The organism is Bacillus sp. FSL K6-2431, from assembly GCF_038005165.1.
GTDB classification, from domain to species: domain Bacteria; phylum Bacillota; class Bacilli; order Bacillales; family Bacillaceae; genus Bacillus; species Bacillus pumilus.
In genome coordinates, this window is sequence record NZ_JBBOSQ010000001.1 from 2,792,310 (window position 1) to 2,815,999 (window position 23,690).

23 protein-coding genes and 1 riboswitch are annotated in these 23,690 nt (G+C 42.2%); of the genes, 14 read left to right on the forward strand and 9 right to left on the reverse strand.

Annotation, left to right across the window (positions count from 1 at the left end; all coding sequences use genetic code 11):
• Positions 1–9: 9 nt before the first annotated feature.
• Positions 10–618 carry a TetR/AcrR family transcriptional regulator gene (locus MHH40_RS13930; protein ID WP_050944148.1) on the reverse strand — a complete coding sequence of 203 codons (609 nt, stop codon included), beginning with the start codon at positions 616–618 and terminating at the stop codon, positions 10–12.
• A gap of 89 nt (positions 619–707) precedes the next feature.
• On the opposite strand from MHH40_RS13930, the gene MHH40_RS13935 reads away from it, so the two are divergent.
• A complete protein-coding gene (locus MHH40_RS13935) occupies positions 708–1,256 on the forward strand; it encodes a hypothetical protein (RefSeq protein WP_003213116.1) in 549 nt (182 codons plus the stop codon).
• Positions 1,257–1,293: 37 nt separating this feature from the next.
• Here the strand turns inward: MHH40_RS13935 and MHH40_RS13940 are convergent, their stop codons facing one another.
• Genes MHH40_RS13940 through MHH40_RS13950 form a run of 3 tightly spaced genes read right to left on the reverse strand, consistent with a single transcriptional unit; the run spans position 1,294 to position 3,861 of the window.
• On the reverse strand, positions 1,294–2,232 hold the full coding sequence (locus tag MHH40_RS13940; RefSeq protein WP_050944146.1) for a metal ABC transporter substrate-binding protein: 939 nt from the start codon (positions 2,230–2,232) through the stop codon (positions 1,294–1,296).
• 13 nt (positions 2,233–2,245) lie between these two features.
• On the reverse strand, positions 2,246–3,118 hold the full coding sequence (locus MHH40_RS13945) for a metal ABC transporter permease (protein ID WP_003212785.1): 873 nt from the start codon (positions 3,116–3,118) through the stop codon (positions 2,246–2,248).
• Complete coding sequence (locus MHH40_RS13950; protein ID WP_050944142.1) at positions 3,118–3,861, reverse strand: metal ABC transporter ATP-binding protein; 744 nt, start codon at positions 3,859–3,861, stop codon at positions 3,118–3,120. The genes MHH40_RS13945 and MHH40_RS13950 overlap by 1 nt, the downstream gene beginning before the upstream one ends.
• 431 nt (positions 3,862–4,292) lie before the next feature.
• Between MHH40_RS13950 and MHH40_RS13955 the strand changes: the two genes are divergently transcribed.
• The 7 genes from MHH40_RS13955 to MHH40_RS13985 all read left to right on the forward strand — a co-directional run bounded on the left by MHH40_RS13955 (position 4,293) and on the right by MHH40_RS13985 (position 12,577).
• Positions 4,293–6,392: a heavy metal translocating P-type ATPase gene (locus MHH40_RS13955; protein WP_050944136.1), complete on the forward strand. Its 2,100-nt coding sequence runs from the start codon at positions 4,293–4,295 to the stop codon at positions 6,390–6,392.
• Between the two features lie 144 nt (positions 6,393–6,536).
• Entirely contained in the window at positions 6,537–7,223 is a 687-nt protein-coding gene (locus tag MHH40_RS13960) for a DsbA family protein (protein ID WP_050944130.1), read from the forward strand.
• Positions 7,220–7,633 carry a disulfide oxidoreductase gene (locus tag MHH40_RS13965; protein ID WP_003212957.1) on the forward strand — a complete coding sequence of 138 codons (414 nt, stop codon included), beginning with the start codon at positions 7,220–7,222 and terminating at the stop codon, positions 7,631–7,633. Before MHH40_RS13960 ends, MHH40_RS13965 begins: the two co-directional genes overlap by 4 nt.
• A 147-nt stretch (positions 7,634–7,780) precedes the next feature.
• Positions 7,781–8,392 (forward strand): trimeric intracellular cation channel family protein, encoded by a 612-nt coding sequence (locus MHH40_RS13970; protein WP_003212961.1) that lies wholly within the window; start codon positions 7,781–7,783, stop codon positions 8,390–8,392.
• A gap of 321 nt (positions 8,393–8,713) precedes the next feature.
• A complete protein-coding gene (locus MHH40_RS13975; protein ID WP_003212699.1) occupies positions 8,714–10,729 on the forward strand; it encodes a Na+/H+ antiporter in 2,016 nt (671 codons plus the stop codon).
• Positions 10,730–10,792: 63 nt separating this feature from the next.
• Positions 10,793–11,662, forward strand: coding sequence for an ROK family protein (locus tag MHH40_RS13980; RefSeq protein WP_340901236.1), 870 nt, complete (start codon positions 10,793–10,795; stop codon positions 11,660–11,662).
• Positions 11,663–11,731: 69 nt separating this feature from the next.
• The gene (locus MHH40_RS13985; RefSeq protein ID WP_012011253.1) at positions 11,732–12,577 is read left to right on the forward strand and encodes an aldo/keto reductase; all 846 of its coding nucleotides are present in this window, start codon (positions 11,732–11,734) and stop codon (positions 12,575–12,577) included.
• Between the two features lie 40 nt (positions 12,578–12,617).
• Here MHH40_RS13985 and modB read toward each other — a convergent pair whose 3' ends face one another.
• The 4 genes from modB to MHH40_RS14005 form a co-directional block, all read right to left on the reverse strand.
• Complete coding sequence (gene modB, locus MHH40_RS13990) at positions 12,618–13,283, reverse strand: molybdate ABC transporter permease subunit (RefSeq protein ID WP_212045537.1); 666 nt, start codon at positions 13,281–13,283, stop codon at positions 12,618–12,620.
• Positions 13,283–14,059: a molybdate ABC transporter substrate-binding protein gene (modA, locus tag MHH40_RS13995; protein WP_340901237.1), complete on the reverse strand. Its 777-nt coding sequence runs from the start codon at positions 14,057–14,059 to the stop codon at positions 13,283–13,285. Before modA ends, modB begins: the two co-directional genes overlap by 1 nt.
• A 151-nt stretch (positions 14,060–14,210) precedes the next feature.
• Positions 14,211–16,061, reverse strand: a complete 1,851-nt coding sequence (locus MHH40_RS14000) for an LTA synthase family protein (protein ID WP_003213307.1) — start codon at positions 16,059–16,061, stop codon at positions 14,211–14,213.
• A gap of 124 nt (positions 16,062–16,185) precedes the next feature.
• Entirely contained in the window at positions 16,186–16,677 is a 492-nt protein-coding gene (locus tag MHH40_RS14005; RefSeq protein ID WP_050944121.1) for a metal-dependent hydrolase, read from the reverse strand.
• A gap of 171 nt (positions 16,678–16,848) precedes the next feature.
• Here MHH40_RS14005 and MHH40_RS14010 point away from each other — a divergent pair, with 171 nt between their 5' ends.
• From MHH40_RS14010 to MHH40_RS14020, 3 genes are all read left to right on the forward strand, one after another.
• Positions 16,849–17,277 carry a MarR family winged helix-turn-helix transcriptional regulator gene (locus MHH40_RS14010; RefSeq protein ID WP_003213061.1) on the forward strand — a complete coding sequence of 143 codons (429 nt, stop codon included), beginning with the start codon at positions 16,849–16,851 and terminating at the stop codon, positions 17,275–17,277.
• Positions 17,278–17,359: 82 nt separating this feature from the next.
• The gene (gene sspJ, locus MHH40_RS14015; RefSeq protein WP_003213383.1) at positions 17,360–17,503 is read left to right on the forward strand and encodes a small acid-soluble spore protein SspJ; all 144 of its coding nucleotides are present in this window, start codon (positions 17,360–17,362) and stop codon (positions 17,501–17,503) included.
• Between the two features lie 121 nt (positions 17,504–17,624).
• Positions 17,625–17,803: riboswitch (Lysine riboswitch) on the forward strand.
• 193 nt (positions 17,804–17,996) lie between these two features.
• The gene (locus MHH40_RS14020; RefSeq protein WP_050944120.1) at positions 17,997–19,403 is read left to right on the forward strand and encodes an amino acid permease; all 1,407 of its coding nucleotides are present in this window, start codon (positions 17,997–17,999) and stop codon (positions 19,401–19,403) included.
• 35 nt (positions 19,404–19,438) lie between these two features.
• On the opposite strand, the gene MHH40_RS14025 is transcribed toward MHH40_RS14020, so the two are convergent.
• Positions 19,439–20,377 carry an iron-hydroxamate ABC transporter substrate-binding protein gene (locus MHH40_RS14025; protein WP_340901239.1) on the reverse strand — a complete coding sequence of 313 codons (939 nt, stop codon included), beginning with the start codon at positions 20,375–20,377 and terminating at the stop codon, positions 19,439–19,441.
• Between the two features lie 259 nt (positions 20,378–20,636).
• Here MHH40_RS14025 and MHH40_RS14030 point away from each other — a divergent pair, with 259 nt between their 5' ends.
• From MHH40_RS14030 to MHH40_RS14040, 3 genes are read left to right on the forward strand one after another with little or no spacing between them, the layout of a single operon-like run.
• Positions 20,637–21,689: a FecCD family ABC transporter permease gene (locus MHH40_RS14030; RefSeq protein ID WP_340901240.1), complete on the forward strand. Its 1,053-nt coding sequence runs from the start codon at positions 20,637–20,639 to the stop codon at positions 21,687–21,689.
• Entirely contained in the window at positions 21,690–22,712 is a 1,023-nt protein-coding gene (locus MHH40_RS14035; protein ID WP_340901242.1) for a FecCD family ABC transporter permease, read from the forward strand.
• 21 nt (positions 22,713–22,733) lie between these two features.
• A complete protein-coding gene (locus tag MHH40_RS14040) occupies positions 22,734–23,549 on the forward strand; it encodes an ABC transporter ATP-binding protein (protein WP_137054411.1) in 816 nt (271 codons plus the stop codon).
• The last annotated feature ends 141 nt before the right edge of the window (positions 23,550–23,690 follow it).

The window sequence follows — 23,690 nt, forward strand, 5'->3', positions numbered from 1 at the left end:
CATGCTCCCTCATGAGGGAGACATGTCTTTTTTGGTGATGGATTGCATGTGCATCTGCAGTACGGAGCGTATGAGCTGAGGCGGTAAGCGATGAGGCTGCAAGATTCCATTCAATGCAAGCCCATTGATGACCGCATAAAGCCGCTCAGTTTCGACTAAAAGATCGATATGATCAAGCAAGAGCCCATCCTCTTTTAATTTCATTAAACAATATTGGGTCATTTGGAAAAGCTCGTCATACATCTTTGCATTGAGCGGCTGTAAATCAGGTTCAGTCATCGACTTGACTGTAAAAGCCTGCCACACCTCCATTTCAAATCTTCGTTCTTCATCAAGTGGGAGAACCTGCTCCAATAACGCTAGGACATTTTCTTCCGTTGAACCGTTCAGCTGAAGTCCTGTCATCCGCTCTTTGACTCTTTCCTGAATCAATGTCATAGAGAAAAGAAATAGCTCCTGCTGTGTGGAGAAATAATGACGCATAGAGCCCGCTGAAATGCCAGCTTCTACCGCTACTTTTCGTACAGAAGCGTTTTCCAATCCATCCTGTTTAATCACTCTCATGGCAGCTTGAGCGACTTTTTGTTTTTGTTTATAGTGATCGACGATTTTTGGCATACATTGATTTTAACACAGCTATTGTTTTTTTAACACAGTTGTGTTATTTTTTATTTAATACAATCGTATTAAAAAGGATGTGGTGAATATTGATCGGGTTATTGATTGTGGCATGTGAAATTGGCTTTTGGCTGTTTATTCTGGTGGGGTTAACACTTCGTTATGTGTTTAGACAGAAAAAGTGGGGCGCCTTCTTCCTCATTTGTACACCGATTTTGGATCTCATACTTCTTGCAGCGACTTATATGGATTTAAGAGAGGGGGCTGTGGCAAGTGTCATTCACGGGCTCGCAGCTGTTTATATTGGGGTGAGTCTCGCTTTTGGACATCAAATGGTGAAATGGGCAGATGTCCGGTTTGCTTATCGATTTGCAGGAGGCCCTAAGCCGAAGGGAAGACCAAAGTACGGGAAGGAACGGTCTGTATATGAAATAGTCGGCTGGACGCGGCATCTCGTCTCTTATGTCATCGGAGCCGGTCTACTATTTGGGTTATCTTATCTCATCCAAGCACCAGAACGAACGGAAGCACTGATGCAGCTAGCGAGAGTATGGGGAATGGTCTTAGCCATTGATTTCGTCATTAGCATCAGCTATGTGATCTGGCCGAAAAAACACCCGCAAAATATAGCCAGCTAATAAAAAAGACAGGCGAACTCACTCCGCCTGTCTTTTCTTATGATGAAAGCCCTTTGTAAATGGTGTCAATATTCCATTTCATCATCTTATAGTAGCTGTCCCCATCTTCACCTTTCTTTCCAATGGAGTCAGTAAATACTTTTCCTTTAATCGGAACACCAGTTTCTTCAGATAGGCTTTCAAGGCTGCGTGGATCGACACTTGTTTCAAGAAAGAGCGCAGGCACTTGATGATCTTTGACGAAATGAATGATGCGCTTCATTTGTCCAGGTGTTCCTTCATTCTCTGTGTTGATCTCCCAAATGTAGCCTGCCTTTAGTCCATAGGCATCTGCAAAATACTTGAAGGCTCCCTCACTTGTCACAAGACGCTTTTTGTCTTTCGGCAGCTGGTCGAACTTGTCTTTTGCTTCATCATGAAGCGCTTGAAGCTTTTTGATATAGGCTTCTGCATTTTTTTCGTAATCCTCTTGATGCTCAGGGTCCGCTTTAATAAGTGCATCTCTGGCATTTTTAGCATACAGAATCCCATTTTCGACATTTAGCCAGGCATGTGGGTCCTGCTGGCTTTCGAGGCCTTTTGAAGATAAATGTTTTACTTTGACGCCTTTACTCATTTCGGCTACAGGTGCATCATCCCCGTCCTTGCCACTCGATTCGAGCAGCTTTTGAAACCAGCCATTCCCTGTTTCAAGGTTTAAGCCATTATATAGAACAAGGTCTGCATCCGTTGTATGCTGAACATCCTTTGGCAGTGGGTCAAATTCATGTGGGTCTGTACCAATGGGAACAATGCTGTGAATAGAGACATGCTCTCCGCCTACTTCCTTCACAATGTCATAAAGAATAGAGTAGGTCGTGACGACTTTTAATGTGCCGTCATCTTTGCCGGAATTATTTTGTTTTGTAGAACAGCCTGTGATGACCATAAGGGCAATGAATACTGCGGTCAAACGGATTGCAAATACCTTCTTCATATATGTCCTCCTTTTACATAGACGCTTCCTTTTTTAGCTGCGTTCGTTTTCGTTTAGATCTTAATGATCTCCATAGAATTCCTTGCTTTGGTGAAAGGATAAAGGCACTCCCGAATAAAATGGTCGCAACTAGCACGATAGAAGCGCCAGACGACAAGTTATACGTAAAACTAAGCCCAAGACCGGCAACGGCAGAAACTGCCCCGAAAAATGCAGATAAATAAATCATAATCCATAGCCGGTCTGTTAAGAGATACGCAGTGGCTGCCGGCGTAATAAGCATGGCAACGACAAGAATAATCCCAACAGTTTGTAGTGAAGCAACGGTCACAAGGGTCAACAAGGTCATGAGAAAATAATGGATCATTCGATTCGGTAAACCGTAAACCGAAGAAATCACCGGATCAAATGAACTAATGAGCAATTCTTTGTAGAAAATGATGACGGCCAGCAGGATAAAAATGCCGATGCCAAGCGTAATCCACATATCAGATGAACGAACAGCTAGAACGTTTCCAAACAAGATATGATATAAATCACTGGAACTTTTCAAAAATGTGATCAAAATAATTCCGATTGAGAAAAAAGCGGTGAAGACAATACCGATGGCAGAGTCATTTTTAATGCGGCTGTTTTGACTCACATATCCGATCCCAATCGCTGTTAATACGCCAGTTAAGACGGCTCCGAAGAAAAAGTTAATTCCCAGCATATAAGAGATGGCGACACCTGGCAGCACAGCATGCGATATGGCGTCTCCCATCAAGGCCATGCCCCGTAAAATGATAAAGCAGCCAATGACCCCGCAAATAATGCCTACCATCACGGATGTAAATAATGCTTTTTGTAAAAACGCATATTCAAAGAGTCCGGTTAAAAATTCCATTACACGTCTCCTCCTGCTGATTTTAAGAATGGTAGCTGCGTTTCATATGCCTCCAGCATGACCTCTGGGCGAAGGATATCGTGTACAGGTCCAGCTTTGATGAGTTTTTTATTTAACAGAACGAGATGGCTGAAGTAATCATCGGCTTTACTTAAATCATGATGGACCACCAAAATGGTTTTTCCTTCATCCCGTAATTCCTTCAAAATGCCAACCATCGTTTCTTCACTTGCCATATCAATCCCAACAAATGGTTCATCCAAACAGAAGAGCTGTGCGTTTTGCGCAAGTGCTCTTGCAAGGAAGACACGCTGCTGCTGACCGCCGGATAACTCACCAATTTGTCTTTTGGCAAAGTCCTGCATGCCGACTTTTTCTAAACAGTGGTACGCATATGCCCGGTCTTCTTTTTTCGGACGTTTGATCAGGCCAAGCTTCGGATATGTTCCAAGTAGGACGGTATCCAGCACATGAATAGGAAACGTCCAGTCTAGATCATTTCTCTGAGGTACATAGGCGATCTGTTTTCTAACTTGTTTAAAGGGCTGTTCAAAAAAGCGAATATCCCCTTGATCTTTTTCAATTAAATCCAAGCATGCCTTGAGTAAAGTCGATTTACCGGCACCATTTGGACCTATGATTCCTGTCATTGTTCCTTCCTGTATGGAAAGAGAGATATTCTCTAAAGCATCCTGCCCGTGATATGAGACATGAAGACGGTCGATTGTTAAAGCATTTGGCATCTCTTGCGGCCCCTTTCGATCATCATTGCACTTCCTAAAGATATATGCATACATTAAATAATTTTGACTAAAGGATGAAATGATTCTCTAACGCTAATTTGTTTCCTTGAGGAAACTTTTATTTCATTCTAAGCGTCTGTCCTTCTTTTGTAAAGAGAAAAAACTGCACTTATTCTGTCAGAGATCAAACGATCGTTTTTATGTTATGCGCAGAAAGGGGGACATGAGCTTGGTTTATTGAAAATCCGTGTGACAGAATGGGACACAAAAAACCAATTATTTCTTCATAAATGATTGACAGAAGATAAGAAATCCTCATATAATAAGGGTAATCCGATATATGAATATATGCTCATATATAAAGTTTTTGATTTTTAATAGGTTGAATCGATCCAGGGAACGTTACTTATCATATAGAAAAAGGTGAGAACATGAAAAAGATGAAGGATGAATACGTATTAAGCGGTCTTGATTGCGGCAACTGTGCACGTAAAATAGAAACAGGCGTCAGCAAAATGGATGGAGTGGAAGCTTGCTCTGTTAACTTTGCGACAGGCACCTTGACTGTGACGCATGCAGATAAGCAAGAAACGATGACAAAGCGTATTGAAAAAACTGTTCAGTCCATTGAACCTCATGTGAGTGTATCACCGAAAGAAGAAGGACATCATCACGATCATGATCATGGGACAAAAAATTTAAAAACGATTGTGCTGAAATTAATTGGCGGTGCAGTCATTGGAACAGCCGCTTTCTTTATACCTGAAGATGGTGTATTAAAGTTCCTTATGTTCTTCGCAGCATATTTACTAGTCGGCGGTGATGTGGTTTTTAAAGCGCTGAAAAATATCGTGCGAGGCCAAGTATTTGATGAGAACTTTTTAATGACCATTGCAACAGTTGGCGCTTTTGTGATTCAGCAATATCCAGAGGCACTGGCAGTGATGCTCTTTTACCAAATTGGAGAGCTCTTCCAAGGGGCGGCAGTGAATCGTTCAAGACGTTCAATTAGTGAATTAATGAATATACGTCCAGAATACGCGAATCTAAAAGTTGGAAATGAAACGAAAAAAGTGAATCCAGAAGAAGTAAAAGCCGGTGACCGTATTGTCGTGAAGCCTGGTGAAAAAATTCCGCTGGATGGGCTCGTTATTGAGGGCTTCTCACTTGTTGATACATCCGCATTAACAGGGGAATCGGTGCCGCGGGATGTAGAAGCGGGAAAAGAAGTTCTTGCAGGATTTGTGAATCAAAACGGTATACTTGAAATTGAAGTCCAAAAAGAGTTAAGCGAATCGGCAGTGACGAAAATTTTAGATTTGGTTGAGAATGCAAGCAGCCGAAAAGCACAGACAGAAAATTTCATCACAAAGTTTGCAAAATATTATACACCGGCTGTCGTCGTGCTCGCCTTATTGCTTGCCTTTGTGCCGCCGCTTCTTATTCCATCAGCACAATTGTCTGACTGGGTGTACCGGGCGCTTGTCTTTCTCGTGATCTCTTGTCCTTGTGCTCTTGTTGTATCCATTCCATTAGGGTTTTTCGGGGGAATTGGGGCAGCGTCTAAACGAGGCATCCTTGTCAAAGGCAGTAACTATTTAGAAGCATTGAATTCTGTGAAATATGCGGTATTTGATAAGACGGGCACGCTTACAAAAGGAAACTTTACAGTGACCAATATTGCCACAGCCAGTGACAGGTGGTCAGAAGAAGAGCTGCTTTCTTTTGCAGCACTAGCAGAAGCCCATTCCTCTCACCCTATTGCAGAATCGATTAAAGCGGCATATAGCTCACCGCTTGATGAAAGCCAGATCGAAGCATATGAGGATATCGCGGGACATGGAATTAAAGCGACCATCAGCGGATCTCACGTCTTAGCCGGAAATCATCGCTTGATGGAGCGAGAAGACATTGCGTATGAAAAAGAAAAAAGAAGCGGAACCGTTGTGTACATGGCAATTAACGGTGAGTTTGCCGGATCAATCTTGATCGCAGATGAATTAAAGGACGATGCAATCGAAGCCGTTTCTGCTCTAAAGGCGTCTGGTATTCAAACCGTCATGCTCACTGGTGATGCTAAGCAAGTCGGAACGGCGGTCGCTAAGCAAATTGGCATTGATGAAGTACATGCAGAATTATTACCGCAGGACAAAGTAACGAAATTAGAAGAAATTGATCAGAAAAAAGCGCCTCAAGAAAAGCTATTATTTGTTGGGGACGGCATTAATGATACACCGGTATTAGCAAGAGCGGACATAGGAATTGCAATGGGCGGGCTTGGTTCAGATGCAGCTGTCGAAGCGGCTGATATCGTCATCATGACGGACCAGCCATCAAAGGTAGCAGAAGCCATCGCTGTCGCAAAACGAACAAGAAGGATTGTTTGGCAGAATATTGCATTTGCCCTTGGTGTCAAAGGCGTTTTCCTATTACTCGGAGCATTCGGAATTGCGACGATGTGGGAAGCCGTCTTCTCGGATGTCGGTGTCACCGTACTCGCTGTTTTAAATGCGATGAGGGTCATGAAATAAAATTGTAAGGAAAATTTCATGAATACCATCTTTCATAATGGACCCCCTCTTGTTAAAATAGAAGAAGTTGGATAATGGCATTTTTCTAAGCTATTATCCTTTTTCTTTTTTAAAAGGAATGAAAAAGATAAGGTAGGTGCTTATGTGAGTAAGAAAAATAATCAATCTTCATCCATTAAATTTGCTGTCATTTTAACCATCATCGCAGCTCTTCTCATCGGTATATTTGTTGTGATTGGAAACAAGAACAGCCAAGAAGCACAAACAGTTGACAGTAAGCCTTCGATTAAAGGACAGCCTGTCATAGGAGACAAAGATGCGGCGGTGCAAATTGTCGAGTTTGGGGACTACAAATGTCCGTCATGTAAATCATTCGAAACAGACATTTTCCCAAAACTGAAAGCAGACTACATAGATAAAGGCGATGTATCATTTTCATTTATTAACTTGCCACTGCCTGTTCATGGAGATGGCGCAGTGTTAGCAGCACTAGCTTCTGAAGAAGTATGGAAAGAAGATCCAAAAAACTTCTGGGCATTCCATGAAGCTGTCTATCAAGCACAGCCAGATAGTGAAGCAGAATGGGTTACGCCTGCTAAGCTGACTGAATTAGCGAAAAAGACAACAAAAATTGATACGGACAAACTCAAAGATAACCTATCAAAGAAAACGTATCAGCCGCAGCTGAACACAGACGATCAGCTTGTGAACAAATACAAAGTGAATTCAACACCAACGATTTTCATTAACAATAAACAAGTCCAAAACTTCTATGACTATGATGAAATCAAAGAATTAATTGATCAAGAGCTTAAAGGGAAGAAATCATGAAGAATAAGCTTATTTACTTGTACAGTGCTTGGATTGTCTCGATCGTTGCGACGATGAGCAGCCTGTATTTAAGTGAAATCAAAAAGTTTATTCCATGCGATATGTGCTGGTTCCAGCGTATTTTCATGTACCCGCTCGTGCTTTTACTTGGAATTGCTACGTTCCGGGGTGATGTCAAAGTGAAGTATTACGTACTGCCATTAGCTGTAATCGGTGCTGGCTTTTCCATCTATCATTATATGGAACAAAAGATCCCAGGCTTTGCGTCGATTCGCCCTTGCCTCAGCGGCATTCCTTGTTCTGTTGATTATTTGAACTGGTTTGGTTTTATCACCATTCCGCTATTAGCACTTATTGCATTTATTCTGATTATCATCAGTATGCTGCTGTTAAATGCAAAAGAAGATTGAGAGATAGCCTGCTTTTTAGCGGGCTATTTTTTTATTTTTGTAAAAAGATAAAATTTAAAGAAAATTTGTATTGCTTTTCGCTTATGTCAGATATACATTAAGGGAGTAGTGTTAGATGATCAGATCATGTAAGGAGATAAGCGGAAAATGGCATGGGAAGTCTTAAGTATCATTGGTATTATCGCGTTCGCCATTAGTGGTGCGATAGTGGCAATGGAGGAAGAGTACGATATTCTTGGTGTGTACATTTTAGGGATTGTGACAGCATTTGGCGGTGGAGCGATTCGGAATCTATTAATCGGTCTTCCGGTGTCTGCTTTATGGTCACAGGGCAAGATGTTTACCATTGCTCTTGTATCCATTACGATTGTGTTTCTTTTTCCAAAGCTTTTGCTCAAGCACTGGAGCACATGGGGGAATTTCTCGGATGCGATTGGCTTAGCAGCGTTTGCGATTCAAGGTGCATTATTTGCTGTGCAAAGAGAGCTTCCGCTCAGTGCGGTCATTGTGGCAGCCATTCTGACTGGAAGCGGTGGCGGAATTGTGCGTGATTTATTGGCAGGGCGAAAGCCACTTGTGCTAAAAGCAGAGATTTACGCAGTCTGGGCAGCACTTGGCGGCTTACTCGTAGGACTCGGTTTAGCACAAGGAGAGATTGCTTTGTATTTGCTGTTTCTCATCCTCGTCGTATGCAGGGTTTGTTCCTACCTATTCAAATGGCGGCTTCCCGCTAGGTCTTATTTTTTAAATAAAGGGTAAAACGAGAAAAGAGCGATTTCGCTCTTTTTTTTGTGTTTGAAACGAGCTGGATGTCAGCAGGTAATGGAGTTTTCGTGTAAAATAAAAGCAGGGTCTTTTGTTCATCATTGGAACAATACATATGATGAAAATTTTGTCAGCTGGCTGAATATCTGGATTCAGCCTTTTTTTGCCTAGATGGATTGTTATGTGTTGGTTTCACATTTTGCGGAATACTAAAGAAGCTTCTATGATCGGACGGATGAATCAACTCGAAATGAACACATCTTTGCATGTAAGCAAAACTTGACGAAAAAATTAAAATAGGAGGGACACGTACTAGTGGAGATTTTTTTGGCAGTGCTCGTACTACTTGCACTCATTGCATCATCTAATATTATCAATCGTTTTGTCCCCTTTATTCCAGTCCCGTTAATTCAAGTGGGCTTAGGAATACTGGTGGCAGCTTTTCCTTCAGGTTTACATATTTCTTTAAATCCTGAACTATTCTTCGTTTTATTCATTGCGCCGCTGTTATTTAATGACGGGAAGCGTACCCCAAGGGATGAGCTGTGGAAATTAAGAGCGCCGATTCTTCTGTTAGCCCTAGGGTTAGTCTTTGCGACAGTCATTGTCGCGGGATATACCATCCATTGGATGATCCCAAGCATACCACTTCCAGCCGCATTTGCGCTTGCAGCGATTTTATCACCGACAGATGTGGTAGCAGTCAGTGCTCTTTCCAGCCGTGTGAACATGCCAAAGGGCATCATGAGACTGCTGGAAGGCGAGGGATTGATGAACGATGCATCAGGACTTGTCGCCTTTAAATTTGCCATTGCAGCAACAGTAACTGGCGCTTTTTCAATTGCTGAGGCATCCTTTAGCTTTGTCCTGATTGCCGCAGGTGGTCTATTGACTGGATTTATTCTATCCTTTTTTATCATTCGTTTTCGCTATTTTCTCCGCCGTTTAGGAATGGACGATGTCACGATGCATATCATTCTGCAAATCCTTACACCATTTGTCATCTATTTAGCAGCTGAAGAAATTGGTGTATCCGGTATTTTAGCGGTTGTTGCTGGCGGTGTGACACATGCCATTGAGCAGGATCGAATGGAAGCAAATTTAGCCAAACTGCAAATTGCTTCATCAAACACATGGAATATTATTTTATTTATTTTAAACGGACTTGTTTTCGTTATTCTTGGATTGCAGATTCCGGATGTATCGACAGTGATTTTCCAGGATGAAGCGTTTAATAATATGCAGGTCATCAGTTACATCTTAATCATCACGCTATGTCTCATGATCCTGAGATTCTTATGGGTATGGCTCTTCTGGGCAGGTAACTGGAGTGTAACGAAAAAGCAGAATGTGAAAAAACCGAAGCTGCGTGCTTCGATGCTGATGACATTCTCTGGTGTTCGTGGTGCTGTCACTTTAGCTGGTGCCTTCTCAATCCCATTTACGCTTGCGGACGGATCACCATTCCCCGAGCGGCATTTGATTATTTTCCTCGCAGCAGGCGTCATTTTATGTACACTCATTTTAGCTAGTGTATTATTGCCTCTTTTATCTGAGAAAAAAGACAAACAAATTGCCGTGGATTTGGATACAAAGGTTCAGCATGCGAAACGGAAGCTGCTGAGAAGTGCCATTAAAACCTTAAGAGAAGGAATGAATGAAGACAACAGGGAAGTGTCTCTAGCACTCATTAATGATTACCGAATGAAGCTGCGTAATATCCAGCGTGAGCCGTACCAATTCGGGATGAGAAGACAGGAACGAAAAATTAGATTGCATGGAATTAAAGCAGAACAAATGAAGCTTCAGCAATTAATTGATGAAGAGAAATTAGATAAAGAAGAAGCCTATGAGCTACAGGAGAGATTTCATGAGCTGGAAATGCTGTATTCAAACTCCTTCAAAATTCGTTTTTCAAAAGTGAAGTTCCTGCGCTTGCTTCAATGGCTCCAATTATGGCGACCGAATCAGCTCGTTTCCAGCGGTATTTTAGAAAACGAAGACTCGTACAAGCAAATCCGTAAGAAAACGGCAGAGGCTGCTGTGGACTCGATCAAACAGCATATGACCGATGAAAATAAACAAACATGTCACCAAGTGATTGGCTTTTACAACCAAGTCATTTATCGATGTGAACACGGTCCAAGCTTCTTTCAGCAAAAAGACCGTTCGTTTGACCGGAAGAAAAAAGAGCTTAACTTCCAAGCTGTACAGACGATTCGAAATGAAATTCAAACTTTGTATGAAAATGGTGAAATCAATCGTGATATTGCCCATCATCTAAGGGAGTATATCAATGATATGGAAGCTGTTCTCCTGACCAACACGTAATGTTGTTATCTTTTTCCCTATGTTTTATGATGAAGAAAGAGAACAAGCAGGGGGAGATCAATGATGGCGTATTATGGAGCAATTGAAGCTGGCGGTACAAAGTTTTGTTGTGCAATTGGCAATGAGCACGGGGACATTCTCGAAGAAATGACAATTCCTACAGAGCACCCAGAAAAAACATTACAAAAGCTCATGCCATTTTTCGAGCAGCATGACATTGAAGCATTAGGGGTCGGCTCCTTTGGACCGATTTGTGTCCAAAAGGACGACCCTTCTTACGGTTATATCATGAACACGCCGAAAGTAGGGTGGAAGCATTACCCGTTCATTCCAGAGCTAGAGAAGCAATTAGAAGTCCCAGTAGCTTTTACAACAGATGTAAATGCGGCAGCCTTAGGTGAATTAACAAAAGGAGCAGCCAAAGGGCTGAATAGTTGTTTGTATATCACGGTCGGTACGGGTATCGGTGCTGGCGCTGTTGTAAAAAACGAGCTTCTTCATGGTCATTCGCACCCAGAAATGGGGCACATCCTTGTCAGGCAGCATGAATCAGACGTGTTTGAAGGAGTCTGCCCAGCGCATGGGACGTGTTTAGAAGGACTGGCAGCTGGACCAGCGATTGAGAAAAGATGGGGGAAATCTGCTAAAGAGCTTACGGAGGAAGAATCAGTTTGGGCACTTGAAGCCGACTATTTGGCGCAGGCGCTGATGCAGTACTCGCTTATTTTAAGCCCAGAGCGCATCATTATGGGCGGGGGCGTCATGAAGCAAAAACAACTGTTTCCACTAATTCGAGAGAAGCTTGCTGCTTATCTCAATGATTATGTAGACCTGCCGCCGCTTGATTCATATATTGTCTCTCCTGGACTTGAAGACAAGGCCGGCATGACAGGTGCTTTGCTGTTAGCCATCGAAGCGAAGAAAAACGCCTGATAATAGAGTTTTAATGGACAACGTGAGATAATGAAAAAGATGGAATCTATGAAAAAGGTGGTTGTTAAAATGGTTAAAAGCTTGAATGATACCGTAACACTGAATAACGGAGTGGAAATGCCTTGGTTTGGTTTAGGTGTATTCAAAGTGGAGGACGGCAATCAAGTGGTAGATGCCGTAAAAGCAGCCATACGCAACGGATACCGCAGTATTGATACGGCTGCCGTTTATAAAAATGAGACAGGCGTAGGCAAAGCAATTAAAGAATCTGGCGTGAAACGAGAAGATTTGTTCATTACGTCTAAAGTATGGAATACGGATCAAGGCTATGATAAAGCGCTGGCTGCATTTGACGCAAGCTTGAATCGATTAGGTCTTGATTACTTAGACCTCTATTTGATTCATTGGCCTGGCCCAAATGCAGAAACATTTAAAGACACATGGCGTGCGCTTGAGAAGCTTTACAAGGATGGGAAAGTGAGAGCCATTGGCGTCAGCAACTTCTACATTCAGCATTTAGAAGAGCTATTAAAAGATGCTGAGGTTGTTCCAGCCGTGAACCAAGTTGAATTTCATCCGAAACTGACACTTGTCGAACTACGTCAATACGCAAAAGAAAAAGGCATTCAAATTGAAGCATGGTCTCCGCTCATGCAAGGAAAGCTATTAGATCATGACGTATTAAAGGACATGGCTGCACGCTACAACAAATCTGTTGCACAGGTCATCCTGCGCTGGGATCTGCAAAGCGGTGTCGTGACGATTCCAAAATCAATCAACGAAGAACGCATTAAACAAAATGCAGATATTTTTGATTTCGAACTTTCAAAAGAAGACATGGAAAAAATCGATGCATTAAACAATAACGAGCGTGTCGGCTCGAATCCAGAGACGATGACGGTTGGGTTTGAATAAATGAAAAAATCCTCTTTCTCACGTGAGAAAGGGGATTTTTTTACGTACTACTTCTACGCACAGCCAAAAGCATAATAAAAGATAAGATCACAATACAGATCGTCCACGCCCAAGCAAGCTCCATGCGTCCAGAATCAATCGCCACATAGATAGCGGTTGGGAGTGTTTGGGTTTTTCCTGGGATGTTGCCGGCAAACATTAAGGTCGCCCCGAATTCTCCAAGGGCTCTTGCAAAGCTAAGGATGCTGCCTGACAAGAGGGAAGGCAGGGCAAGTGGTACGGTGATATAGGCAAAGACTTGGAAGGAATGAGCACCATCTACTTTTGCAGCCCCTTCAATATCTGACTCAATTGTAGAAAAGCCCGCCTTTGCTGATTGATACATGAGCGGGAATGCCACGACTGTCGAAGCAATAACCGCCGCCCACCATGTGAAAATGACCGGCTGATGGAAGATCCATTCAATCGCGCCCCCTATTACACTATGCTTTCCGAATACGACGAGCAATAAAAAGCCAACGACTGTTGGCGGGAGAACGAGCGGCATCATCAGGAGCGTTTCCACAATCATTTTCCCTTTAAAAGTTGTTCGCGCCATCCAGAAGCCAATTGTTGTGCCAAAAACTGTGGCCAACAGCCCGCTGACGATAGCCACTTGCACGGACAGCCAAATGGGTGATAGAAAGTCTTCAGTCAGCATAGGCATTACGACACTTGAAAGCCGTATTTCTTAAAAATGGATGTGGCTTTATCAGATTGAAGAAATTGAAAAAAGGCTTTGGCTTCCGTAAGATGATTTGTCCCTTTGACAATCCCTACTGGATATATAACCGGGGAGTGCATGTCCGAATTTGCTTCAGCTGCAATCTTTACTTTTTTAGAAACGAGGGCGTCTGTTTTATACACAACACCTGCTTCGACATTTCCAGTTTCAACGTAGCTTAAAACTTGCCGTACATCTTTGGCATAGACAGCATTCTTTTTCACTTGATCCCATATATTCAGTTTTGTGAAAATCTCTTTGCCATATGTACCAGCAGGAACCGATTCAGGTGTGCCAAGAGCGATCTTTCCTTTTACGTGCTGGACGTCTTGAAAGCTTTTAATAGAGGAAGAGCCATCTTTTGGCACAATAAGGACTAGCTCATTTTGTATGGCGTCCTTGATATATTCTCGGTCAATGTCTCCAGATTGAACAAGTTTATTGAAGGGCTCTTCAGCTGCTGAGAAAAAGAGATCCGCTTTTGCTCCTTGAGCGATTTGCTGCTTCAATGCGCCGGATGATCCGAAGTTATTCGTTAATGTCACATGTGGATGCTGTTTGTGAAAGGAGACTTCAATTTCCTTTAGTGCATCCTGAAGACTTGCCGCTGCTGAAATCACAAGCTCTGTTTTTTTATTCGAATTAGATGGCTTCATCTCTGTTTGGCATCCACTCAGAAGCAAACATATGGAGATGAAGGCTAAGAATATATACTTCATGTTCACACCTCTTATCATTCAATATCATGTAGTTCCCTTTATTATAAGCAAACTTATTTGAGCATTCATAGGCTTTCAATAAAAAGAGAAAAGAAAAAGCCGCCAAATGGCGACTTTCAGCGTGACGACTAAGGAGATCGTTTTATCCTGTTTACTGCTGATAAAAACGCAGCAAATTCCCATTGATCACCTTGTCTGATAAGGAGAGCTCTTTATTGGCTTTTTCGATATAAGGCTGACATACCTCATCCTGCTTCACGGGTTCTTTTGTTTTTTGATCATAGCAGGTGTTCTTTGTATAGAGATAATCATCTGTAATAAAGTTACCGTTTCTCAATACAGCGAAAGGCGTCCGTTCATTTGAAAATAAATCATTGCCGAATTGAATGGAATCCTTCGTTTCAATCCCTAGTAAGTGAAGAAGTGTCGGCTTGACGTCCATTTGACCAGCTGTTTCAGAAATCGTCTGCGGTGCTTGGTCCGTGACACCAGGAATGTAAATCAAAAACGGAACACGCTGCAGTTTGACCGCATCAAACGGTGTGATTTCCTCTTGATTGAGCAGCTGTGCCATTGCCTCATGATGTGCCTCAGAGATGCCATAATGGTCACCCATGAGGACAAACATCGTATTGTTATACAATCCTTCTTCTTTCATACGGTCAAAAAACATCTTAATCGCTTCATCTTGATAGCGGACGGTCGTCACATAGCGGTTTAAAATGGTACTGGACGAATCATATTCATCAATAAACTGATCCTTCGGGTCAATTTCAAATGGAAAATGATTGGTCAAAGTAATGAACGTACTGTAATAAGGCTGCTTCAACTTTTTTAAATAATCAATGGATTGATCAAAGAAGTCGATATCCTTTAAGCCCCAGCCAGTGGAATTCCGTTCATTGACATGATATGAATCGACATCATAAAAACGATCAATTCCTAGAGATTCATACATTACATCACGATTCCAAAACGTTTTATTATTCGCATGAAATTGGACGGATTGATAGTTTTCCTTTTTCAACTGCTTGTATAACGTATCATATTCATTATCACTCGCTGTGAAAAAGACAGCGCCGCTGCTAGAAGGGTAGAGGGAATTCGCGACAATAAACTCTGAATCGGACGTCTTCCCCTGCTCTGTCTGCTGATAAAATTCATCAAAATAAAAACTCTTTTTAGCCAATTGATTTAAAAAGGGAGTGATATATTGTCCATTTACCTTTTGATTCATGACAAATTGCTGCGTCGATTCAAGTGAAATGAACACAACGTTCTTGCCTTTAGCAAGTCCGAAGTACTCTTCGTTTGGTGCGCTGTAATCAGCCTTTGTGTAGTTTGCTACAGTAGAAAGAGTATCTTCATCTGCAAAAGCCTTTTGTCCAATGCGTGCCGTTTGGGCAGCACCGTCGTAAAGATGGAATTGGAATAGCCCGAGGTTTCTGACAATGACTTCACGATCATAAGAGCTTGTCAGAAATCGAGGGTGATCCATCATAGCTGAGCTGACATGAAACAATAGGAAGCTGCAGCAGATCGCATAATATGTTTTGATCGTCTTGTATGACGCTTTTGGGGCTAATGGTTTGCGCTTGAGCAGCCAAGCAAGTACGACAAAATCAACGAGCATCAGCACAAAGAGCGGGTGGAATAATTCCGTCATACTGCTGCCCATATCTCCCATGTTCTTCGCTTGGAATAGCACGGGAATGGTAATGAAATCAATGTAAAAACCATAAAAGATCGTATTCGATATAAGAATCGCCGTAAGAATAAAATTTGCAGTCAATAAAAAAACCTTTTGTTTGGTTTCATTTAAAAAAAGAGCTATCCCAAACAAAGGGAGTAGAAAGCTAAGTGGATTGATCAAAAGCAGCCATTCATGAAACAGATTGGCCGTTCGTATGTGAAAACCTAGTTGATAAATGATGTATGTTTTCATCCACATGAAGAGGATGGAATACACTAAAAACCAGTGATTTTTGAAAAACGCTTTCATTTATGTATCTCCTCATCATTCTGTATTCAGCTGCAAGGCAAAAACACTTATCTTAAACCTACTAAAAAAATGAGGAATGATCAATTCATATCTTATCTTTTTCGCAAAACTCTTTTTTATTCTGTTAGAACTGGATGGGGATAGATATGCCGCAGATGACGGCGATGTAATAGCAGGTGACGACAGTGAGAGCAGCTAGTACGACTTGTTCTCCTGTGCTGCCTGTTTTGACATAGAAGGGGAGACGCACTTTAATGGAAGCTGGAAATAAAAATTTAATGCCGTTCACTGTTCCAGCATCAAGGATAAGGTGGCTCGCCATTCCAACTAGTAAACCGATACTTAGGCTGTCATTTGGAATGTATGTTGTCGCAAGAAAATAAATGATCAGCAGAAATAATAAACTGTGAGTGAACGTGCGATGACCGAATACGCTGCTGATCAGTGCCGAGAGCAGCGGAAATTTTCTACCGATTTTACTTTTTGTATGGCAAAGATCGGGGATCAAAGCACCTGCTGATCCAGCTGCAGCCATGATGACTGGGTCGAATCCGTAGTAGTAGGCGACGGCTGTTGAGGCGGCGATTCCGCCCATAATGTGTGTTTTTCCTGTCATGATGCGTACTCCTGTTCTGTTTTTTGTTCAAGTCCTCACTATATCAAGGGTGAATTCATTCAGCAAGACTTATTTCTAAAGAAAAAGAGGGCAAAAGGGTTGGCTGATTGGAAAAACATTCTATAATAAGGGGGAAGTCATGTTGATACTAACGATAAGGATGCGATTCGGATGGGTAATGCAGACATTTTAAAAGAAATTGTTCTTGTACATTATGAAGTCAGCCGTAAATTAAACCGCAAGTTACTTGAGTTAGAAAAAGACATCACGCCTCCGCAGATATATGCTCTTTCTATTTTGATACAAGGCAAAGTATCACATGCCGAAGAGCTGAAACAAAGACTCTCTTTAAACCCAGGTGCAGCCTCCATTGCACTCAATAAATTATGTGAGCAGGGCTATATTCAGAGAGAACGGGACAAAGACGACCCCTCGCTCGTCCGATTAGAAGCCACCGAAAAAGGGCAGGTGATTTATGAAAAGCACACACGTCTTTTCGGAAAGGTGATTCAGCATATGATGTCAGACTTCACAAAGGAAGACTTAAAGACCTATTTGACGTATCTGCAAAAAATGAGACAGACCTTTCATGATGATTGAGCCTTTCCACTTTGTATAATGCGGCGCACTGTAGCACAAATTAAACAGGCAACCGCATTTTATGAAAAGGGAGGAAACAGCGATGTCATTTTTCCAAAAGGATAAAAAGGCGAAAAGCGAGAAAGACCACAAGCAAGTAGATCAGCTGTTAGAAGAAGCAAGCAAAGAGCTAGCAGGCGATCCGCTTCAGGAAGCTGTACAAAAGAAGAAAAACAACGATCAATAAACAGGTACAGGGCAGAGAAAAGGATCTCTGCCCTTTTTCTATGTTTTTCCCTTTGACAGAAGTGAGAATGTTTGATAACCTTCGTGTAGTAAAAATGAATAGAAATCCTCACGCTATGTCTCAGTGAGGTAGAGGTTGCGCGGATGATGAGTCACTCATGGGAGAGATGGAATCGAAGAACATGAGAAAAAAGGCATCAGCGCCGAAGTGTAGAGAGAGCTCCAACTTTCTTTATGCTGGGTCTGCATTGAATAAATGCAGGACTGCCACGTCTTTGAAGCGTGGAGGGCTATCCGGAGATCAAGGTGTATGTTTTGAAAAGCATGGACTGTTGTTCAGGCTTTTTTTTATGTTCTGAGTACCGAAGATAAGGGTATGCTGTTAAGAAAGTGGACCCATGAGGAACATAAAGAATACAAGTCATTGCTTCACAAATATATCAATGAAGATACTGCCGGGTCTGGTCCGAAGTGAATATAACGGAGGTACGGAAATGGAACAGACAAAAAAATGGGGTTTTTGGTTATTGACGGCTTTTGTCGTCGGAAATATGGTAGGTTCAGGCATCTTTATGCTGCCAAGTACGCTTGCCCAGCATGCGAGTCCTTTAGGTGTGACGATGGCATGGCTTGTTACAGGTGGCGGTGTGCTGATGATTGCACTTGTTTTTGGGCATTTGTCCATTCATAAGCCGCAGCTAACGGCAGGACCACAAAGTTATGCAAGAGCACTTTTTAACGATCCGAAAAAGGGGAAAGCGGCCGGTTTTACAATGGTTTGGGGATATTGGGTAGCAAGCTGGATTAGTAATGTCGCGATTATTACGAGTCTTGCCGGTTATTTAACGACATTTTTCCCAATTCTCACAGTGAAGACGGAGATTTTCACCTTTGGTAAAGAAGCGATCACACTTGGTCAGCTGACAACGTTTATTGTATGTACCATTCTTCTTTGGGGAACACATACGATCTTAATTACAAGCTTAAGTGCTGCAAGTAAATTAAACTTTATTACGACCTTTTCAAAGGTACTTGGATTCGTCCTTTTTATTGTTGCGGGATTATTTGCATTCCAAACGGCATTATTTGAACATTATTACTTCCCAGTTGCAGCAGAAGGCGAAGGAATGCTCGGACTTGGAGGCCAAATTCATCATGCGGCCATTTCCACTCTATGGGCATTTATTGGCATCGAATCTGCTGTCATTTTATCAGGAAGAGCGTCCTCGCAGCGCGATGTGAAACGTGCAACGATTACAGGTCTTTTAATTGCACTTTCTATCTACATGATTATTACTTTGATTACAATGGGCGTCCTGCCACACGATCAGTTGCAAGGCTCAGATAAACCATTCGTAGACGTGCTTCAGCTTATTATTGGACCGGCTGGTGGAATTGTGATGGCATTGCTTGCGATTATTTGTTTATTTGGCTCGATGCTTGGCTGGATCTTACTTGGTTCAGAAGTACCATACCAAGCAGCAAAGGCTGGCGATTTCCCGGCAGTATTTGCAAAAACAAACAAAAAAGGCAGTCCTGTTTTTGCTTTAACGGTTACAAATATCATGTCACAGCTGTTTATTTTCTCAGTGATGTCTCGTACGATTAATGAAGCTTTTACCTTTTTAACGACATCAGCGACACTTGCGTATCTCATTCCGTATATTGTGTCTTCGATCTATAGCTTTAAAGTCATCATGCAAGGTGACACGTATGATCTTCAAAAAGGGAAGCGAACAAGAGACGGAATCATTGCGCTTGTTGCGATGGGGTATTCCGCTTGGGTCATTATTTCAGGAACAGCTGATTTGAAAACATTTGGACTTGGCATCGGTCTGTTCTTAGTAGGTATTTTGCTTTATCCATTCATGTCAAAAGGATTTGCCAAAGGAACGGAATAAGGGAAACGTTTCTCCACATATGGAGAAACGTTTTTTTATGATGCAGATGTTAATCGGTCCACAATAAACTCAAGCTGTCCTTCTAATGAAACTGGGTCATTAAAGAAGTAACCGACAGGGTCGATTTCAAATACGTGTTTATTTTGTACAGCAGGAAGTGATGCCCAAATGCTGCTTTCATACACCTGGTCTCCTTTACTTTTTGACCCGCTCCATGGACTAGTGAAAATATAGTCGCCTGCGTATTCTGGCAGCTTTTCAAGGGAAATGTTTGCATAGCCGACGCCGCTGTCGATGGCATCTTTTTTAACTGCCTTTGGCGCACGTAATTTCAGCTCATCATAAATAATTTCGCCTCCGCGTGCAAAGGTGTTTCCAAAGATATAGATCCCTTTATCAAAAGGTGACACGATTGAAACGGTTTTACTGCCGACCGCTTTTGTTACTTTAGGCTTTACCTCATCTATTTTGGCATCCCATTTTTTGATCCATTCTGCTGCTTTTTTCGGTGTACCTGTCATTTTACCGAATTCTTTTAGTTGATCTTTAAAGGAATATTGATTGTATTTAATGGCAACGGTTGGCGCAATTTTTTTGTATTGATCAAATTTCTCGTCTTCTCCCCAAGCAATAATCATATCTGGCTTCAAAGCGGCGACCTTTTCGACAGAAGGGGTTGTTCCAAGGTTTTTGACACCATCCGTTTTGCCTTTATAGAAAGGGTTTTTAAAGATGGGTGCCGTTGCAGCAATTGGCGTCTTGCCAAGTGTCACGAGGTCACCGTAGTAGCTTTCTGCCAGAAGCACAATTCGTTTTGGATCTTTAGGGAGTTTGACTTCACCTTTTACATCCTGATAGGTGATTGTGTCATCCTGGTTGGCGCCAGATTTTTTATTTGAAGTGCTGCCGCAAGCAGCTGTAAAAAGCATGAGAATGGCTAAGGATATCAAAAGAAATCCAGATCGGTTTTTCACAAAGATTCTCTCCTATTCACTCATATATGATAATGATTATCAATTTCAATTATATCGTAACATGATGGAATGAAAAATGCATCGGCTATTTTAGGGCCTAAAGAAAAATGGTGAATTTCTCCCGGTTTTTTGATGAAAATAAAGAAAATGTTCAGAACAATGATTTCAAAAAGAAAAGAAAGTGATATACTAGACTTCGAGATTGATAATCATTATCACTAATGAGGAATAGATTTGAACGGAAAGGAAGAGACTGGTTTTGGGCTCACAATCGAATAAACAGCTGCCGGCCAAAGACGATGCAATGGATATTGTCACGAAACCCTTTGGAACAGCAGTTGTTGTCATCATAGGAATTATCGCTTTAGCATTTGGTCTTTTTTTATCGGTATCATTAGGAGCAGCAAATATTCATCTTCACACGGTATGGGAAGCCATTTTTCAATTTGATCAAGAGCAAACTTCACATCAAATCATCCGGGAATTGAGGCTGCCGCGTACAGTTGGGGCTGCACTCGTCGGTGCCTTTTTAGCCGTATCGGGAGCTATTATGCAAGGCATGACAAGAAATGCGCTTGCGTCTCCTGAAATTATGGGTGTGACAAATGGCTCTGCATTTGCGATTGCCATTGCGTTTGCTTTTTTCCCAGGACAATCTTCTTTTACATTAATTCTTTGGTCATTTGTTGGTGCGGCACTCGCTGCCTCTATTGTGTTTGGTGTCGGTACTCTTTCAAAAGGTGGATTGACCCCAGTGAAGCTCGCACTAGCTGGTACGGCTGTTGGGGCACTTTTAAGCTCCATCTCCTCAGCAATTGCCATCCGGTTTGACGTCGCTCAAGACATGAGCTTTTGGTATGCTGGCGGCGTGGCTGGTGTGAATTGGAGCAATATTAAGGTCATCATTCCAGTTGCGGTTGCGGGGCTGATCATCGCAATGATTCTTGCCCGCTCGATCACTGTTCTCAGCTTAGGTGATGAATTGGCAAAAGGGCTTGGACAGTACACGAAAACTGTCAAGGTACTTGGAATATTGGTCGTCATTCTTCTAACAGGTGCTGCTGTCTCAGTGGCCGGTACTATTGGCTTTATCGGGCTTGTGATTCCTCATGTCACTCGTTTCTTGGTCGGAGTTGACTATCGATGGATTATCCCATGCTCAGCTATTTTAGGGGCGGTTCTGTTAATTTATGCAGACATTGCTGCAAGGCTGGTCAATGCCCCATTTGAAACGCCAGTCGGTGCCATTACTGCAATTATAGGCGTTCCTTTCTTCTTATATTTAGCTAGACGTGAAAGGAGCGGGATTTAGATGGAAATGGTGCAGCAGGCAAAGAAAAAGAAATACAAACGAACGATGCTCATGATCTTTTTGGCGATCGTGGCTGTGTTCCTTATTAGTTTAAATACCGGAGAAATTCGCATTTCTCCGATGGATACATTGAAAACATTTTTTGGATTCGGAAGTGAAATGGATGAGCTTGTATTATTCGAGTTCAGACTTCCAAGAATGGTCATCGCTTTACTTGTTGGCGCTTCTATCGCTGTATCAGGAGCGATTTGGCAAGGTGTTTCTCAAAACGGTTTAGCCGATCCAGGCATTCTTGGTGTCAATGCGGGCGCAGGCTTTGCAGTGGTTTTGTTTATTTTTGCTTTCCAAGGTACGATGTCAAACCTAGGTGATTTTACGATCTTTGTACTGCCGCTCTTCGCTTTTGTAGGTGCAGGCTTTGCTGCATTTCTCATCTATGTGTTAGCGTGGAAAAAAGGCATCACACCTGTTCGATTGATTTTAACGGGTATTGGCGTGAATGCTGCGTTTTCAGCAGCAATTGTGGTTATTCAATTAAAAATGAGCCCAAATGATTTTAACCAAGCCATCGTGTGGTTATCAGGAAGCATTTGGGGATCGAGCTGGACGTATGTCCTATCAGTTCTGCCATGGATGCTTATTTTCCTTGTGTTAGCGTTTGTGAGAGCACGTTACTTAAATATCATGAATTTAGGTGACCAGCTTTCCTACGGCTTAGGGATCTCGGTTCATACAGAAAGAAGCTTTTTTATGCTGATTGCTGTTGCATTAGCAGGTGCTAGTGTCGCTGTTGCAGGTAGTATCTCGTTCTTAGGGTTAGCCGCACCGCACTTGGCGAGAAAGCTTGTTGGACCAAAGCATCAAGGAATGATACCAGCCTCCGCGTTGATTGGCGCATTGTTATTATTACTGGCAGATACACTTGGCCGCGTCATACTTGCACCATCAGAGGTGCCAGTTGGTCTTGTCGTTTCGGCTTTAGGCGCACCTTACTTCATTTACTTATTGATGAAAACGAACTAAGAAGGAAGGAGAGTACAACATATGAAATCGCTCGAAACAGAAAAGCTTTGTATTGGCTATAATGACCGTTTGATTGTAGACGATTTAAATATCAGTATCCCAAAAGGCAAGGTGACGACATTGATTGGACCGAATGGGTGCGGAAAATCAACGATTTTAAAAACAATGTCCCGTATCATGAAGTCCAATCAAGGCGTTGTTTACTTAAATGGTCAGGCTATTCATCAAACGCCTACAAAAGAAATTTCAAAACAAATGGCGATCTTACCGCAAACGCCCGAAGCACCAAGTGGACTGACAGTGTATGAGCTGGTGTCATATGGACGTTTCCCACATCAAAATGGATTTGGACGCTTATCAAATGAAGATAAACGAATCATCAGATGGGCACTTGAAGAAACGGGTATGATTGCTTTTCATGACCGGCCAATTGAAGCACTTTCTGGTGGACAGCGTCAGCGTGTATGGATTGCGATGGCACTTGCCCAGGAAACAGAACTGCTTCTATTGGATGAGCCGACGACGTATTTGGACCTTGCACATCAGCTCGAGATTCTTCAGTTGCTAGAACGGTTAAACAGAGAGCAGGGACGAACTGTGTTGATGGTCATTCATGATTTGAATCATGCGGCACGTTTTTCTCATTACATGATTGCCCTCAATCAAGGAAAAGTCATCAAAGATGGGACGCCTCATGAGGTCATGACCAAAGAAGTGCTTGGTCAGGTATTCCACATTGATGCAGAAATCGTACTTGACCCTAGAACGAATAAGCCGATCTGTTTAACATATGACTTAATGAATCATGAAAGAAAGCTAGAAGCTGTGAATGGATAATAGAAGTAAAAGGAACTCGGTGGAATAGCCGAGTTTTTTTGCGTCTCTGAAACTTCCTAGTGCTGCCATTTTCTCCAGTTGATATTTTTTCGCTTTTATGCAGAAAAGAGGTACTTTTTTACTTTAGACAATGGTAATATA